Origin of the sequence: Streptomyces sp. NPDC057694, assembly GCF_042799415.1 — a bacterium.
Classification (GTDB): Bacteria; Actinomycetota; Actinomycetes; order Streptomycetales; family Streptomycetaceae; genus Streptomyces.
The window spans coordinates 41,158-56,643 of the sequence record NZ_JBHVIX010000004.1 but is presented as its reverse complement, the minus strand read 5'-3'; the positions used below and the strand labels follow the sequence as shown (position 1 = coordinate 56,643).

Here is a 15,486-nt window from a genome sequence, read left to right as displayed (position 1 = left end):
GAGGGGTGTGTTCTCCAACTCGTTGTGTTCTACGGGGGTGTTACGGGTGGATCAGTGCAGCCGTGCCAGTGCCTCCACGCCCACCGCCGTCAGGGCGGGCAGCCCGTCGAGCAGGCGCAGCACCTCGGTCACGGCGCTCGCGCCGAGCCGCTGCCGGCACTCCACGGTGCCCGCGGCGGTGTGCGGGGTGAGGAGGACGTTCGGCAGGGCGCGGAAGGGATGGCCGACGGGCAGCGGCTCCGCGTCGAAGACGTCGACGGCGGCGTCGATCCGGCCGGTGCCCAGCTCGGCGGCGAGCGCGGACTCGTCGACGAGCCAGGAGCGGGCTGTGTTCACCAGACCGGCCCCGTCGGGCAGCAGGGCGAGCCGCTCCGCGTCGAGCAGCCGCCGGGTCTCCTCGGTCGCCGGAGCGTGCACGGCGGCGATCCTGCTGCTCCTCAACAGCTCGTCCAGCGGCAGGAGTTGAACGCCGATCCGATCCGCCTCGGACGGCGTCAGATACGGGTCCGTGACCGAGACGCGCGCGCCCAGCGCCTGGGCGAGCGTGATGTAGGCCCGGCCCGTGCGGGACGCGCCGATCACCCCGATCGCGCTCCCGTGGATCTCGTGCCGGGGCGGCGCCTGCCCCGCAGCCTCCCACGAGGCACCGGTGCGCAGCGCGTGGTCGAAGCGGTGCGTGCGGTGCAGCAGGGCGAGCGTGAACGCGAGGGCGACCTCGGCGACGGGCCGCGCCATCTCGTCCCCGGCCTGCGTGACCCGCATCCCGCGCCGGAACACCTCTTCGGTGACGTACGGGGCGACGGCCGAACCGGTGTGCGCGACCAGCTCCAACTCGGGCGCACGGGAGAGAAGTTCGGCGTCCATCTGTGGCGTGCCCCAGGAGCTGATCAGCGCGCGGGCGCCCGGCAGGGCCGCAACCAGGGCCGCCCGGTCGGTGTGCGCGTCGAGGACGGCCAGGTCGGCCGCCGCGTCGAGGCGCCGCCAGGTCTCGGCGGTGAAGAACTCCTCCCGCCGGCCCGGCGGGACGCTGACCACGACCTTCGGCCGCTCAGCGGAGCCAGTCATCCAGGTTCTCCTTCACGAAGGCGTCGTCCGTCAGCCACGGGTACGCGGCCGCCACCCGGGTCAGCTCGTCGGCCTGCCCCGGCGACAGGGTCTCATCCGGGTCCAGACACCAGGTGCCCGCCAACAGGCCCTGACGGCGCAGCACTTCGTGGACTCCGGCGATGCAGCCGCGGAACGCGCCGCGCACGTCGAAGACGGCCTGGTTGGCGTCCGTCAGCTCGGGGCGCCGGGTCAGACAGCGCAGCAGCGCCTCGTGGTCGCCGGCCCGCGCCGCCCGCACGTCCTCCAGGAGCGTCGCCGCCGACCGGGTCCACACCGCCCACTGCCCGAGCAGTCCGCCCGCGAACCAGCGCCGCCCGCCCGCCGTGTCGTACGGGGTGAGCAGGTCACCGATGATGTCGTCGTCGTTGCCGGTGTACAGCGCCACCTCGGCCGCGCGGTCGGCGGCGCCCACCGCCCGGATGACGTCGGCCGTCCGGTACCGGTCGAAGGGCGCGATCTTCACGGCAGCCGTGGCCGGCAGATCGGCGAACGCCGACCAGAACGACGGCGACAGGTACCGCCCGCCGACGGCCTCCTGGAGGTAGAAGCCGATGACCGGCAGCACCTCGCCGACCGCCCGCGCCCGCTCCAGGAGGCCCTTCTCGTCGGCGCCCGGCACAGCGGGGCTCAGCAGGACAGCGTCGTAGCCGAGCGACGCCGCGAGTTCGGCCTCGGCGACGGCCTGCGCCGTGTACCCGCAGGCGCCCGCGACCTTCACGAAGGGGCGGCCCGCCTCGGCCCGCACGGTCTCGGCGGCCAGTTCGAGGACCGGCTTCAGCAGACCCACCTGCGGCTCGCGGATGTCGAACTGGGTGGTGTGGACGGCCACCGCGACACCGCCCGCGCCGGACGCCAGGTAGTAGCGGGTCAGCGCCCGCTGGCGTCGTTCGTCGAGCCTGCGGTCGGCGTCGAGGGCGAGGGGGTGGGCGGGGATGACGGTGCCCCGGGAGAGCACTTCGAGCGCGGTCATGGTGCGGTTCAGAACCTTCCGTCGCGGACCTGGAACTTGGTGGGCTTGCCGGACAGCGGCAGGCCCCGGCGCAGCCAGTCGGCCTGCCAGCCCACCAGCGTGCGCAGCGGCACGTCCGGATAGCCGAACAGGGCGTGGCAGCGGGCGGCGTCGGACAGCAGTGCCGTCGGCGACTCGGTGCCCGCGAAGGACGGCTCCGTGCCGAACTCCGCGCCGAACCAGTGCGCGAGCCGCCGCACCGACGCCGTCTCCGGGCCGGTCAGGTTCACCGTGAACCCGTCGCCGTCCGTCGCGTGCTTCAGCGAGCGCAGGGCGACCTCATTGGCGTACCCCTGCCAGACCACGTTGGCGTGCCCGGTCGTCACGTCCACCGGCTCGCCCGCCTGGACCCGGGAGGCGATGTCGGCGAGGACTCCGTAGCGCAGGTCCACGGCGTAGTTGAGGCGGATCAGGGCGACCGGCGTGCCCCGGGTGAGGGCGGCGTGCCCGAAGATCCGCTCGCGGCCCAGGCACGACATGGCGTACTCGCCGACCGGGCCGACCGGGTCGTCCTCGGTGCAGCCGCCCGAGCCGACCGGCACCAGCGGATACACGTTGCCGGTGGAGAACGCGGCGATCCGGGCCGTCGGCCAGCGGCGCGCGACACGGTCGGGCATCGCCGCGTTCACCGCCCAGGCCTGCGAAGGCGCCCCGGCGGAGCCGAACTTGGCGCCCACCATGAAGACGATGTTGCCCGCGTCGGGCAGCGTGCCGAGGTCGGCCTGCGGGTCCATCAGGTCGAAGGCGACCGTGCGCACGCCGTCGGCCTCCAGGGCCCGCGCCGCCGCCGGGTCCGACCAGCGCGACACCGCGTGCACGACGACGTCGGTCCGGCCCGCCGCGTCCAGTGCGCGGCGCGCGAGCCGGCACAGGCTCGGGCCCATCTTGCCGCCCGAGCCGAGCACCAGCAGATCGCCGTCGAGCCCGGCGAGGTCCGCGACGAGCGCGGGGGAGGGGGTGGCCAGGCGCTCTTCCAGCGCCGCCTCATCAGTGAACATCGTGGAACTCAACCCTTGATCCCGGACGCCGTGACGCCCTCGGTGAAGTAGCGCTGGCCCACCAGGTACGCGGCGAAGATGGGCACGAACGCGATGACTGAACCCGACAGGACGACGTTCAGCGGCACGTTCTGCTGCTGGAGCGAGGCGATGCCGACGGTGAGCGTGCGCATGTCGGTGGACTGGCCGATGACGAGCGGCCACAGGAAGTCGTTCCAGTGCCACAGGAAGACGAACACGCCGAGCGTGGCGAGGATCGGCTTCAGCAGCGGCAGCACGATCCGGCGGAATACCTGCCACTCGCTGCACCCGTCGAGCCGCGCCGCCTCGAACAGCTCGTCGGGCAGCCCCTGGATGAACTGCCGCATCAGGAACACCGCCTGGGCGTTCGCGAGGGTCGGCACGATCAGTCCCCAGTACGTGTCGACGCCGCCCAGCTTCGCGATCATCGCGAAGGTCGGGATCATCGTGACGTGGTACGGGACCATCACCATCGACAGGAACGACCAGAACATCGCCTCGCGCCCCGGGAAGCGCTTCTTGGCGAACGCGTATCCCGCCAGGGAGGCGAGCAGCAGCACGCCGACGACGGAGACGACGGAGTACACCAGCGTGTTCAGCAGCCAGCGCGGCACGTCCTGCGAGCCGAGCACCGAGTCGTACGCCTCGCCGGTCAGCGGCCACGGCAGCAGACTGCCGGGGAACTCGACCGCGGCGGACGGCTTCAGGGACAGCACGACCATCGCGTAGAACGGGAAGATCGTGGCGAGCGCGGCGACCGTGAGCAGCACGCCCCGCACGATCCGGCCGCCGAGCGTGCCGCGCAGACCGGCCGGTACGAAGTCCCGCTCGGCCTCCTTGCGCAGCCGCCGCGACGGCCGTACGGGCGCCTCGGGCGCGGGCACCGGGGTCTTCTCCACGGGGGGTGCGGTCATGGTCACTGGTCCTTCCCGATCACGAGCCGCTGGACGACGGCGACGGCGAGCGTCAGCACGAACAGGGCGACCCCGATCGCGGAGGCGTAGCCCAGGTCGAAGTACTTGAAGCCCGCGTCGTACAGCTGGAACACGAGGGTGTAGCTGGCGTTGGCGGGGCCGCCGCCGGTCATCGTGTACACGGCGTCGAACACCTGGAACGACGCCGTCGTCTCGATGACGGCGAGGAAGAACAGCGCGGGCCGCAGCTGCGGCAGCACGATGTGCCGGAAACGCTGCCAGGGGCCCGCGCCGTCGGTCAGCGCGGCCTCCTCCAGCTCCCGGGGGATGTCCTGCATGCGGGCCAGCAGGATCAGCATCCCGTAACCGAAGCGGGACCAGATCCCGACGACGGCGAGCGCCGGCACGACCAGCGTGTCCGACGACAGCCACGACTCGTCGGACATGCCGAACCAGCTGACGAACGTCGCCCACGGGCCGCCCGTCGAGAAGATCCACACGAAGACGGTGGCGGCCAGCACCAGCGAGGTGACGACCGGCAGGAAGAACACCGAACGGAACACCTTCGAGCCGCGGAACGCCCGCCGCGTCAGCAGCGCGAGCGCCACCGACGCGACCAGCGTGCCCGGCACGGCGAGCACCGTGTACAGGACGGTGACCTTGAGGGACTTCCAGAACAGCGGATCGGCCCACAGGCGCGTGAAGTTGTCGACGCCGATGAACTTTCCGCCGCCGGTCAGGGTGTAGTCGGTGAAGCTCATCAGCACACCGGCGACACCCGGACCGAACCGGAAGGCGAGGAAGAGAAGGAAACAGGGAAGGACGAACAGCAGGCCGATCCGGGCTTCGCGGCGCGCCTGGGGGCCGCTCCGCTTGGTTCGGCGGGTGTGGTCCGCGACTACCGTCACGGGAGACTCCTTCGGATGGGGGACTGACCAGCCCGGCCGGCGTTTGAGGCCAAGGGACGCGGGGGTCCGGGGGCGGAGCCCCCGAACACGACGGGCGGAACGGGACGGACGCTTCAGCCGCGCGCGGCCATCGCGTCGGCAGCCTTCGCCGCCGCGTCCAGCGCGTCCTTCGGGGACTTCTTGCCGAGCAGCGCCGCCTGGATCTCGGGCGCGAGGACCCCCATCACCTCGCGCGCCTTGTCCTGGAGCGGACCGGCCGTCATGGTCGGCAGGGTGTCGCCGACGGCCTTCTGGAGCGCGTCGCCCGGGTACAGGTCACCGGCCGACTCGCGCGCCGGGAAGTAGCCCGCGCCCTTCTCCAGGCCGGCCGCGTTCTTCGGCTCGGCGACGAAGCTAATCCAGTCACCGGCCAGCTTCGTGTTCGCGCCCTTGAGCATCGACAGCGCGCCGACCGTCCCGTACCCGACCGACTTCGCGTCCTTGAGGGGCGGCTGGACGACGATGTTCTCCTTGCCCCAGAACGGCTCGACGTCCGCCGGGGTGTTCTGCCACGTACAGGCGACCTTGCCCTTGGCGACCGGCGTCTGCTCCAGCTTCGGCGTCGTCGTCACCAGGTCCTTGTCGGTGTAGCCGCCGTCGACGAGCTTCTTCAGATACGTCAGCGCCTTCACACCCGCCGTGCTGTTGAACGTCGTCGTCTTCCCGTCCTGCGCGAACACGTCGCCGCCCGCCTGCCACAGCAGCGGGTAGAACGTCATGTTGAGGGTCTGCTGCGTGTCGCCGCTGTAGCTGGTCGCGTAGTAGCCCTTATTCTTCAACTTCGGCGCCAGCGAATCCAGTTCGGCCCACGTCGTCGGGTACGACGTCTCGCCGATCGCCTTGAAGACCCGCTTGTCGCAGATCAGCGGGTTGGCGCTGGTGAGCACGGGCGTGCCGAGGGCCTTGCCGTCGACGGTGACCGACTCCAGGGCGAAGTCGGTGTAGTCCTTCTTCGCGTCGGCCGGCATGTAGTCGTCGGCGGGCACGATGTTCTTGGCGTACTTGGGCAGCTGGTCCGGGATCAGGTAGACGACGTCGGGACCCTTGCCGGAGGCGATGGCCGTGGCCAGCTGGGTGTCGCGGTTGGCCCACGGGAACGTCTCCACCTTGACGGTGACGCCCCCGTGCTTCTTCTCGAACGCGGAGACCAGACCGTCCCAGTACGCCTTGTTCTTCGCCTCGTCGAAGATCACGGGGTACGTCCACATGGTGACGGACTTGCTGTCGGAACCGCTGCCCGAGCCGCCGCACCCGGCGAGGGCGCTCACGGCGAGGACGGTGGCGAGGGCGGGCGCGGTGGCCGCGCGCAGTCTTGAACTCCGGTGCGTGGTAAGGGACATGAGGGTCGCCTCCAGGGACGTGGAAAGGAGTGGGAGAAGTCAGTGGACGGGGACGGTCTGCACCGTGCCGGTGTGCCGGGCCCGTTCCGCGGCGAACGCCGCGAGGTGGCTGCCGAGGGACGCCGTCGTCCCCGAGCGCACGGCGGCCGGGTCGCCGGTCGCGAGGGCCCGCACGAACGCCTCGACCAGCGCGGTGTCGCCGCCGCCGTGCCCGTCGGCCGCGTTCGACCCGCTGGCCCCGAGCTCGTGCACGACGGTGTCGCCGGTGCGGAAGTCCTGCACGGTGACCCGCTCGCCGTCGCCGCGCAGCCAGCCGTGCGAGCCGAAGATCCGGGTCTGCCGGTGCGTCTGCTCGGTGAACGCCACCATCTGGAACGTGGCGGTCACCCCGCCCGACAACTGCATGGCGAGGACCTGGTGGTCGACCACGTCGTTGTCGGAGCGGTAGACGCACACCCCGTACGGGCCCTCGCGCAGCGCGGTGAGCAGCCCGGCCTCGTCGGTGGCCTCCGTGACATGCGTGACCGGCCACACCGGACCCTGCTCGCGCAGCGTCGGCAGATACAACTTCATGGCGCTGTACGGGCATTGGTGCTCGATCGCGCAGTCGAGGCACCGCTCGGCGGAGCCCTCCGGGGCGTTCTCGGGTGTGAAGTGCCGCAGCCCGCCGAAGCTCGCGACCTGCTCGATCCGCGCGCCGCCCATCACGTACGAGATCCAGTCCAGGTCGTGGCAGGACTTGGCGAGCAGCATCGGCGACGAGTCCTTCTCGCTGCTCCACGGCCCGCGGACGTAACTGTGCGCGTAGTGCCACCAGCCGACGGGCTCCAGGTGGTCGATCGACACCAGTTGCCCGAGCACCCCTGAGTCGACGACCTCCTTCACCAGGTCCGTGTACGGCATGTACCGCATGACGTGGCACACGGCGAACATGACGCCGGCCTCCCGCACCCCCTCGACGAGGGTGCGGGTGTCGTCCTCGGTCGGCGCGAGGGGCTTCTCGGCGAGGATCGCGTACCCGGCGCGGGCCAGCGCGAGGACCGGCTCGACGTGGTCGCGGTCCTGGGTGGCGACGATCACCGCGTCCGCGATCCGCTCCTCGGCGAGCGGCCGCCAGTCCTCGTACTGCACGGGCGCGCCGGACGCGGCGCGCGCGGCGGGCCGCGGATCGGCGACGGCGACCAGCACGGCCCGCTCGGGGTGCTGCTTGATCCACTCGGCGTAGGTGAGACCGCGGTTGCCCGCGCCGACGAGGGCGACGCGGACCGGGCGGCCGGTGATCGGGGTGTGCGTGGACACAGGGGTTCCCTGGAGGTGTCGGTGTGGCGGGGTGTCAGTAGCGGACGGTGCCCGCGGTGTGGGCGACGCGCGCGCCCTCGTCGGGCAGGGCGGCGCGTTCGACGCCGTCCTCGACGCAAGCGGTGTGCAGCAGATGGCTGTCGTCCCCGGCGAACGCGGCGGCCCGCAGGTCGAGCCGTCCGCCGGTGAAGGTGCAGCCGGTGGCCCGGTAGCGGTTGACGCCCTCGGTGACGAGCAGGTGCGCGGTCCTCGCGTCGGCGGCGTCGGAGGTGACGCCGGACAGCTCCCAGGTGACGGTGCGTGCGGCGCCGCCGGCCCGGGTGAGAAGGGCGTCGTCCTTCGTGCCGCCGCCGACGCGCAGCCCGTCGGCCCGCAGCCGCTGGTCCTTGACGCCGGTCAACTTCACGCCGCTGTCCTTGAGTTCACCGCCGTGGAGGGTCAGCTCGCGGTGCGCGTACGAGACCGCTGCCGCGTCCGCCGCGCCGGTGAGCGCGCAGCCGTCGAGAGTCAGCGGGCCGGTCCCGTTGAAGACGGCGCCGCCGACTCCGCCGAGGGTGACGCCGCGCAGGGTGAGCGGCGCGGAGACGTCCGCCTTGGTGATCTCGGCGCCGGACGCGAACGAGAAGCTCGAATCGGCGATCACATTGGGCCGCTCCGACAGCGACGACGCCTGCGACACGATGAGCGGTCCGCTCGCGGTGCAGCCCCGCATCTGGATGCCGTCGGCGTTCACCCACAGCATGCCGGAGCCGTCGAGGGACGGCTTCCCGATGACGGTGACGTCCTCCAGGGTGAGGTCGGTGACCTTGACGCGGGCCACGAACCACGAGCAGGCGTGCCGTCGCACCGTGATCCGCTTGGCCGCGCCGCCCCAGGCCGCACCGGAGTTGGCGAAGGTCATCAGCCCCGAGTTGCCCGTGTACACGAGGTCGTGCTCGAACTGGCCGTGGGTGACGAACGGCCCTTGGTCGTCGCCGTCGCCGTGACAGTTCGTCACATAGCAGTAGGCGGAGGCCGTGAAGTCGTTCAGGTGCCGGGCGTTGGAGGTGTGACAGTCCTCGACGTGCCCGTACAGACAGTAGATCTGCTGGGTCAGATACCCGGCGCCGCCGTACGTCACGGACTTCGGGTTGGCCAGCGAGCACTGCTCGGTGCGGAAGAACGTGCACCAGCGGCGCATCACCACGGGCCAGAACGTGCCGGTCGCCTCGATGCCGGAGACGTCGCAACGGACGGCGTACTCGTACGAGACGGGGTGCGAGCCGGTGAGTTCGTCGTCACCGGCGCCCTCGAAGACGAGGTTGCGCACATGGGCGCCGTCGACCGGCTCGACCCGCGTCCAGGTGAGGGTGCGGCCCGCCGCGAGGTCCCAGCCGATCTGGTAGTTGACCCGGATGTGCGTGCCGTCGACGACATCGGTGACCTGGACGAGCCGCTGGATCTCCTTCTCGTACTTCCCCGACAGGGCGTCCACCTCGACGGCCCACCACTGCCCGACCTTGAACTCACCCGAGTCGCCGACCTCGAACAGGTCGGAGAGGTCCGGCATCGCCGCGCCCAGCTTGTGGGTGTGGGTGGTGTCGGTGGGGGTGCCGCGGAAGGCGAGGACGGCGCCGAAGGGGTTGTCGTGGGTGTTGGCCTCGATGCCTTCGGTGAGCATGCGGTGGCCGTGGAAGTCGAGTTCGATGCGGGAGCGGTGCCACAGGTGGCGTTGGGTGAAGAGGAGGTCGGTGTGGGCTTCGATGCGGTGGACGGCGGGGTCGTCGACCATGGCGTCGAGGGCTGCGTCGGCGGGGGTTTCGGCGTCGAAGTGGCCGAAGGTGCGGAAGTCGACGATGCCGGTGTGGAGTTGGCGCCAGCGGCCCCGCGCGGTCGTTTTGGCGGGGGCGATGACGGTGCCGCCGTTGTGGGCGGCCTTGGAGGTGGCGTCCCAGTGGACGGCCATGCCGCCGCCGTCACCGGGCTCGCGGTATCCGGCGACGATGACGACCGCCCCGTCCCGCACTCCCTTCACCGTACGCAGAGCGGCGACGGTGTCGACGTGGCCGACATCGTCCTGGGACGACGCGGCCTGCGCGGTGCCGGTGGCCGCGACGGTGCCGACGACGGCGAGGCCGGCGAGCCCGGAGGCGCGCAACAGGGCGCGGCGGTCGGTTCTCGTGGTCGTGCTCGGGTGCTGCGGAACGCTCATGGCGGACTTCGCCTTCCGAGAAGTGCCGAAGGGAGGGGAGCGTTCCTGCGGGGGCTGCCGTAGCGGCGGATGGCTGAAAGCGACCGTCCCTGAGACGACTCAGGGCGCTTCCCGGCGACTTGGGCAGGTACCGGGATACGAATCGATCGAGGTGAAGCGCCGGTGACGGGAAACCAACCGGCTGATTGGCAGGGAACGTACGCGGAAGGTTCCGGCCAGTCAAGCCCCGTAAGGGGCGCGGGGCTGTATCGATATGCGGCTCCGCCGCGTGGGCGCGACCAGCTGATCGGGCCCCGTCAGGGGCGCGGGGAACTGCGCGACCAGCCACATACAACCCGCAGCCGCCCACCACGAGCCCCCGCAGACGCCTAGGCGCCCCCCTCGAAAACCCAGCCCAACGCCCCACTGACCCGCCGCGCAGCATCCCGAACCTGCCCGCCCAACTCCTGGTACTTCCAGGCAGGAAGCCCGAGCTTCAGCCCCGTGATGCTGATCGCCCCGACACACACCCCGTGATCGTCGAGCACAGGCGCCCCGATGCAGATGATCCCCTCGGCGTCCTCCTCGTCGTCGAGCGCGTACCCGACCCGGTCGATGTCCTTGAGGTGGGCGAGGAACGTGGCGGGGTCCGTGATCGTACGAGGAGTACGCCGGGGCAGCCCGAACCGCTCGATCACCCGCGCGGCCTCGGCCTCGGGCAGCGCGGAGAGCAGCGCCTTGCCGAGCCCGGTGCAGTGCGGCAGCTCGCGCTGTCCCATGCGCAGATCGAGCCGGACCCGCTGGTCCAGCTCGACCTGGTCCACGACCACGGCGTGCCCGTCCTCGGGCACGGCGAGCCGCGAGGCCATCCCGGTCGCGGCGGTCAGCTCGCGCAGCACCGGCTGGGCGACACCGCGCAGCGACACCTGCGAGCGCGCCCGGTCGCCGAGCCGGGCGAGGCCCATGCCGAGGCGGTAGCGCCGGCTCATGCCCTCGCCGTCGTCGGACACGAGACCGTAGGACCGCAGTGTCTGCAAGGTGCCGAACGCGGCGCTCTTGGAGATCCCGCAGGTCTGCGCGACCTCCGTGACGCTCAGGCCGTGTCCGGGCGCGGGGGTGGCGAGGACCTCCAGGATGTCGGCGGCTCTGGCGACGCTCTTGACCCAGTACTTCGGCTCGGCCGGTGGGGAGTCTGGGCCCTCACTGTTCGTCATGGCCGAACAGTCTAGTCACATCTTGTTCTGGATGGTGCTTCAAGGGGGTTGACCGGCCTGAGAACCGGTCGTAGTCTCCAGACGTGTTCTGCACCACAGAACGCTGTTCTGAAAAGCGTGAGAACACTTCCTGCGGAGACTGCCGGGCGGATGGCGCCAGGGTGCACGGGCCGGGCAGGGCCCCTGACACCGACGACTCTCGACGCAAGGAGCAAGCCCCATGAGTTCAGGCCCGGACGCCCCCTCCGGAGCCCGGATCGCCGAGCGCGCCCGTACGGTCGTGCCCGGCGGTGTGAACAGCGGCCAGCGCAGCATCCCCGGCCTCACCGATCTCGTCGTCACCGGTACCGGAGGCGCCCGCTTCCGGACCGCCGACGGCCGCGAGTTCACCGACTTCCACGCCGCCTTCGGCCCGCCGCTGCTCGGCCACAACGACCCCGACGTGGCCCGCGCCGCAGCCGAGGCCGGTGCCCGCATCGGGCACATGGGCGTCGGCGTCACCGAGGGCGAGGTCGAACTCGCCGAACAGCTCGTCGAGCTGATCCCGTCCGTCGAGAAGGTGCTGCTCACCTCGACCGGCAGCGAGGCCACGTTCCACGCGCTGCGCGTCTCCCGCGCCGCCACCGGCCGCCGCCTGATCGTCAAGTTCCAGGGCTGCTACCACGGCTGGCACGACGCGGTGAGCCTCAACGTCATCTCCGCACCGGAGAAGGTCGGCTCCCGCGACCCGATCTCCACGGGCATCCTGCCCGAGGTCCTCGACGCGACCCTCGTGCTGCCGTTCAACGACAGCGAGGCGGTGCGCCGCGTCTTCGCCGAGCGCGGCCACGACATCGCAGCCGTCATCGTCGAACCGGTCCCGCACAACGTCGGCGCGCTCCTGCCGCACCAGGAGTTCCTCACCACCCTGCGCGAGGAGACCACCAAGGCGGGCAGCGTGCTCGTCTTCGACGAGGTCATCACCGGCTTCCGGCACGACCTCGGCGGCTGGCAGTCCATCTGCGGCGTCACCCCGGACCTGACCACCCTCGGCAAGGCCATCGCCAACGGCGCGCCCGTCGGCGCCATCGGCGGCCGCGCCGACCTGATGGACCTCTTCTCCACCACTCCGGGCGCCCCCGCCTTCTTCGCCGGCACCTACAACGGCCACCCCTCCGTGGTCGCCGCCGCCCTCGCCACCCTGCGCAAGCTGCGCGAGGAGCCGGTGCACGCCCACGTGTACCGCCTCGGCAACCGGGTCCGCACCGAACTCGCCGCACTGTACGAGCGGTTGGGTGTCCCCGCCGTCGTCACCGGGCACGGCTCCGTCTTCGTCTCGTACTTCATGCCGGGCCCCGACACCCCGCGCACCTACGACGACCTGCTCGCCAACGACGCGTCGCTCTTCGTCGGCTACCGCCGCAAGCTCCTCGACCACGGTTTCTTCGAGCTGCCTCTCAACCTCAAGCGCAGCCACATCAGTTACGCGCACACGGACGCCGACGTCGAGCGGCTGATCGAGGGCACCGAGGCCGCCGTCAAGGCCGTCCTCGCCGAGGGCGGCGCCCGCGACCTGGAGAACGCCTCCACCATGGGCGGGGCGGTCAACTGATGCTCACCGTGAACACCACCCGCCCCGCGGGCCCCGCAGGACGCATCACCCGCGTCGAGACCCTGATGCTCGGCACCGCCTGGCGCGACTTCGGCTACGTGCGCGTGCACACCGACGAGGGCCTGTCCGGCATCGGCGAGATCACCCACCCCTACCGGGGCCAGGAGGTCTGCGCCCTCACCGAGTCCCTCGCCCGCCGCCACCTCATCGGCGCCGACCCCTTCGACATCGAGGAGGTCTGGCTGCGCCTGTACCAGGGCGACTTCCTGCGCGGCGGCGACATGGGCGGCATCGCCCTGTCCGGCCTCGACCAGGCCATGTACGACCTGATGGGCAAGGCCCTCGGCGTGCCCGCCTACCGCCTCACCGGCGGCGCCTGCCGCGACCGCGTCCGCGTCTACGCCAACGGCTGGTACAACGGCGAACGCGACCCCGAGGTCTTCGCCGCGAAGGCCCGCGCCATCCTCGAAAAGGGCTTCACCGCCCTGAAGTTCGACCCCTTCGGCCCCGGCCTGCACGAGCTGGAGCGCGCCGAACTGCGCCGCTCCGTCGACCTCGTCGCCGCCGTCCGCGAGGCCGTCGGACCCGACATCGACCTCTTCATCGAGGGCCACGCCCGGTTCGCCATGCCGACCGCGTCCCGGCTGCTGCGCGAGCTGGAGCCGTACGACATCGGCTGGTTCGAGGAGCCGCTGCCCTGGACGCACATCGAGCGCTACGCGGAGCTGCGGCAGCGCGCGCCGTTCCCGATCTCCGGCGGTGAGCACTTCCACAACCGCTACGAGTACAAGCAGCTCTTCGCGACCGAGGCCGTCGACATCGTCCAGCCCGACCTGTCGATGGCCGGCGGCTTCACCGAGGTCCGCAAGATCGCCGCGATCGCCGACACGCACGGCATGCTCGTCGCCCCGCACAACTCCAACTCTCCGCTGTGCACGACCGTTTCGGTGCACGCCGCGCTCGGCATCCCCAACTTCAAGATCCTGGAGACCTTCGACGGCCTCCTGGAGGACTACGTCTTCCAGGCCCTCAAGGGCACCCTGCCGCTCGCCGCCGACGGACACATCGACCTGCCCACCGCGCCCGGCCTCGGAGTCGAACTCGTCGACGAGGTCTTCGAGGAGCACCCGCCGACCCACCGGTTCTGGAACATGTTCGCCGAGGGCTGGGAGAAGAGGAACCGGACATGATCGTCGACGTCCACTCCCACCTGTTCCGGCACAGCCACGACTTCACCGACCCGTTCGCCTCCGACTCCGCCCGCGCCCACGAGGGCGAGGTCGACCTCACCGTCAAGTGGGAGGAGTACGAGGCCAGTTCACCGGCAGACACCCGCACGATCGTCGTCGGCGGAAAGGCCCGCCGCAGCGGCCTGTGGGTCGACGACAAGGCCGTCGCCGCCTACGTCGCCGAGCGCCCCGACCGCCTCATCGGCTATCTCGCCCTCGACCCCACCCAGCCCGGCTGGCAGGACGAACTCCGCTACGGACATCAGGAACTGGGCCTGCGCGGCATCAAGCTCATGCCGATGTACGCGGGCTTCGACCCGGCCGCCGAGGAGTACGACGAGCTGTACACGTACGCCGAACGGCACGGCCTGCCGCTCCTCGTGCACACCGGAACCACCTTCGTGTCGGCGGCGCCGCTGGAGTACGCGATGCCGCGCCACCTGGACGCGGTCGCCATCCGGCACCCCGAACTCCGCATGGTCCTGGCCCACTTGGGCCATCCCTTCGAGGGGGAGTGCATCGCCGTCATCCGCAAGCACCCGCACGTGTACGCGGACATCAGCGCCCTGCACTACCGGCCGTTCCAGCTCTGGCACAGCCTGCGGCTCGCCCAGGACTACGGCGTCCTGCACAAGCTGCTGTTCGGCAGCGACTATCCCTTCACCACCGTCGACGACTCGGTGAAGGGGCTGCGGGAGATCGCCGCGATCCCCGGCATCCCCGGCCTGCCGCCGCTCGACGCCGACGCGGTGGAGGCCATCATCCGGCGTCCCTCGCTCGACCTCCTGGGGCTGTCGTGAGCGCCGGGGCGCGGGGCGTCGACCGCTTCGACCTGACGGGCCGCACCGCGCTGGTGACCGGTGCGGCCCGGGGGCTCGGCCGCGCCTTCGCCGTCGGCCTCGCCGAGGCGGGCGCGGACCTCGTCCTCGTCGACCTGCCGGGCGCCGAGGGCATCGCCACCACGGCTGCCGCCGTCGAGCGACTGGGCCGCCGCGTATGGACGTACGGCCAGGACCTGGCCCGCACCGAGGAGCTGGCCGGCTTCGCCGACACCGTCCGCGCCGAGTGCGGCCCGCTGCACATCCTCGTCAACAACGCGGGCACGGCGGCCCTGGAGCGTGTCGGCGAGATCACCCCGGCGAGCTGGGCGGCGGTGATGCGGGTGAACGTCGACGCCGTCTTCTTCCTCACCCAGCGCGTCACCGAGCACATGGTCGCGGACGGTGTCCGGGGCCGCGTCATCACCATCACCTCGAAGAACGCCCTGGTCGCGGAGGCGGGCCTGGCCCACTACAACGCGTCGAAGGCGGCGGCGCAGCTGCTCACCGAGACGTACGCGGTGGAGCTGGCCCCGCACGGCATCACCGCGAACACCCTCGCGCCCGGCATGGTCGAGACGCCGATCGACGGGGAGTTCCCCTTCGACCGCGAGGCGTTCGAGGCGGCCTACCGCGAGCGCATCCCGCTCGGCCACTACGCCCAGCCGGACGACTGCGTCGGCGCGCTGCTCCTGCTCGCGTCCGACGCGGGCGCGTACGTCACCGGCGCCCGGATCGTCGTCGACGGCGGTGTCCTCGCCGACCAGATGCCCCGGATGCGGTTCATGCCGCCGTACCGCAACTCCCTGACACGCACTGACAATTGAGG

Annotated in this window: 13 protein-coding genes; 4 read left to right on the top strand and 9 right to left on the bottom strand. The window is 71.3% G+C overall.

From position 1 onward, the window contains the following. Positions 1 to 51: 51 nt before the first annotated feature. From ACFVDP_RS12450 to ACFVDP_RS12410, 9 genes are all read right to left on the bottom strand, one after another. Positions 52 to 1,065, bottom strand: a complete 1,014-nt coding sequence (locus ACFVDP_RS12450) for a hydroxyacid dehydrogenase (RefSeq protein WP_383487511.1) — start codon at positions 1,063 to 1,065, stop codon at positions 52 to 54. Further along, a complete protein-coding gene (locus ACFVDP_RS12445) occupies positions 1,049 to 2,077 on the bottom strand; it encodes a dihydrodipicolinate synthase family protein (protein ID WP_383487509.1) in 1,029 nt (342 codons plus the stop codon). Before ACFVDP_RS12445 ends, ACFVDP_RS12450 begins: the two co-directional genes overlap by 17 nt. An 8-nt stretch (positions 2,078 to 2,085) precedes the next feature. After that, a complete protein-coding gene (locus tag ACFVDP_RS12440) occupies positions 2,086 to 3,114 on the bottom strand; it encodes an NAD-dependent epimerase/dehydratase family protein (RefSeq protein ID WP_383487506.1) in 1,029 nt (342 codons plus the stop codon). A gap of 8 nt (positions 3,115 to 3,122) precedes the next feature. After that, complete coding sequence (locus ACFVDP_RS12435; protein ID WP_383487503.1) at positions 3,123 to 4,049, bottom strand: carbohydrate ABC transporter permease; 927 nt, start codon at positions 4,047 to 4,049, stop codon at positions 3,123 to 3,125. 2 nt (positions 4,050 to 4,051) lie between these two features. Beyond that, positions 4,052 to 4,957, bottom strand: a complete 906-nt coding sequence (locus tag ACFVDP_RS12430) for a carbohydrate ABC transporter permease (RefSeq protein WP_383487500.1) — start codon at positions 4,955 to 4,957, stop codon at positions 4,052 to 4,054. Between the two features lie 113 nt (positions 4,958 to 5,070). Then, positions 5,071 to 6,336, bottom strand: coding sequence for an ABC transporter substrate-binding protein (locus ACFVDP_RS12425; protein WP_383487497.1), 1,266 nt, complete (start codon positions 6,334 to 6,336; stop codon positions 5,071 to 5,073). 39 nt (positions 6,337 to 6,375) lie between these two features. Next, entirely contained in the window at positions 6,376 to 7,635 is a 1,260-nt protein-coding gene (locus tag ACFVDP_RS12420) for a Gfo/Idh/MocA family protein (RefSeq protein WP_383487494.1), read from the bottom strand. A 34-nt stretch (positions 7,636 to 7,669) separates the two neighbouring features. After that, positions 7,670 to 9,826: a peptidase C14 gene (locus tag ACFVDP_RS12415; RefSeq protein WP_383487492.1), complete on the bottom strand. Its 2,157-nt coding sequence runs from the start codon at positions 9,824 to 9,826 to the stop codon at positions 7,670 to 7,672. 368 nt (positions 9,827 to 10,194) lie between these two features. Next, positions 10,195 to 11,019, bottom strand: a complete 825-nt coding sequence (locus ACFVDP_RS12410) for an IclR family transcriptional regulator (RefSeq protein ID WP_383487489.1) — start codon at positions 11,017 to 11,019, stop codon at positions 10,195 to 10,197. A gap of 220 nt (positions 11,020 to 11,239) precedes the next feature. On the opposite strand from ACFVDP_RS12410, the gene ACFVDP_RS12405 reads away from it, so the two are divergent. From ACFVDP_RS12405 to ACFVDP_RS12390, 4 genes are read left to right on the top strand one after another with little or no spacing between them, the layout of a single operon-like run. Continuing rightward, on the top strand, positions 11,240 to 12,610 hold the full coding sequence (locus tag ACFVDP_RS12405; RefSeq protein WP_383487487.1) for an aspartate aminotransferase family protein: 1,371 nt from the start codon (positions 11,240 to 11,242) through the stop codon (positions 12,608 to 12,610). Continuing rightward, complete coding sequence (locus ACFVDP_RS12400; protein WP_383487485.1) at positions 12,610 to 13,800, top strand: mandelate racemase/muconate lactonizing enzyme family protein; 1,191 nt, start codon at positions 12,610 to 12,612, stop codon at positions 13,798 to 13,800. Before ACFVDP_RS12405 ends, ACFVDP_RS12400 begins: the two co-directional genes overlap by 1 nt. Then, the gene (locus ACFVDP_RS12395) at positions 13,797 to 14,639 is read left to right on the top strand and encodes an amidohydrolase family protein (RefSeq protein ID WP_383487482.1); all 843 of its coding nucleotides are present in this window, start codon (positions 13,797 to 13,799) and stop codon (positions 14,637 to 14,639) included. Before ACFVDP_RS12400 ends, ACFVDP_RS12395 begins: the two co-directional genes overlap by 4 nt. Then, positions 14,636 to 15,484, top strand: coding sequence for an SDR family NAD(P)-dependent oxidoreductase (locus tag ACFVDP_RS12390; protein WP_383487479.1), 849 nt, complete (start codon positions 14,636 to 14,638; stop codon positions 15,482 to 15,484). The genes ACFVDP_RS12395 and ACFVDP_RS12390 overlap by 4 nt, the downstream gene beginning before the upstream one ends. Positions 15,485 to 15,486: the final 2 nt, after the last annotated feature.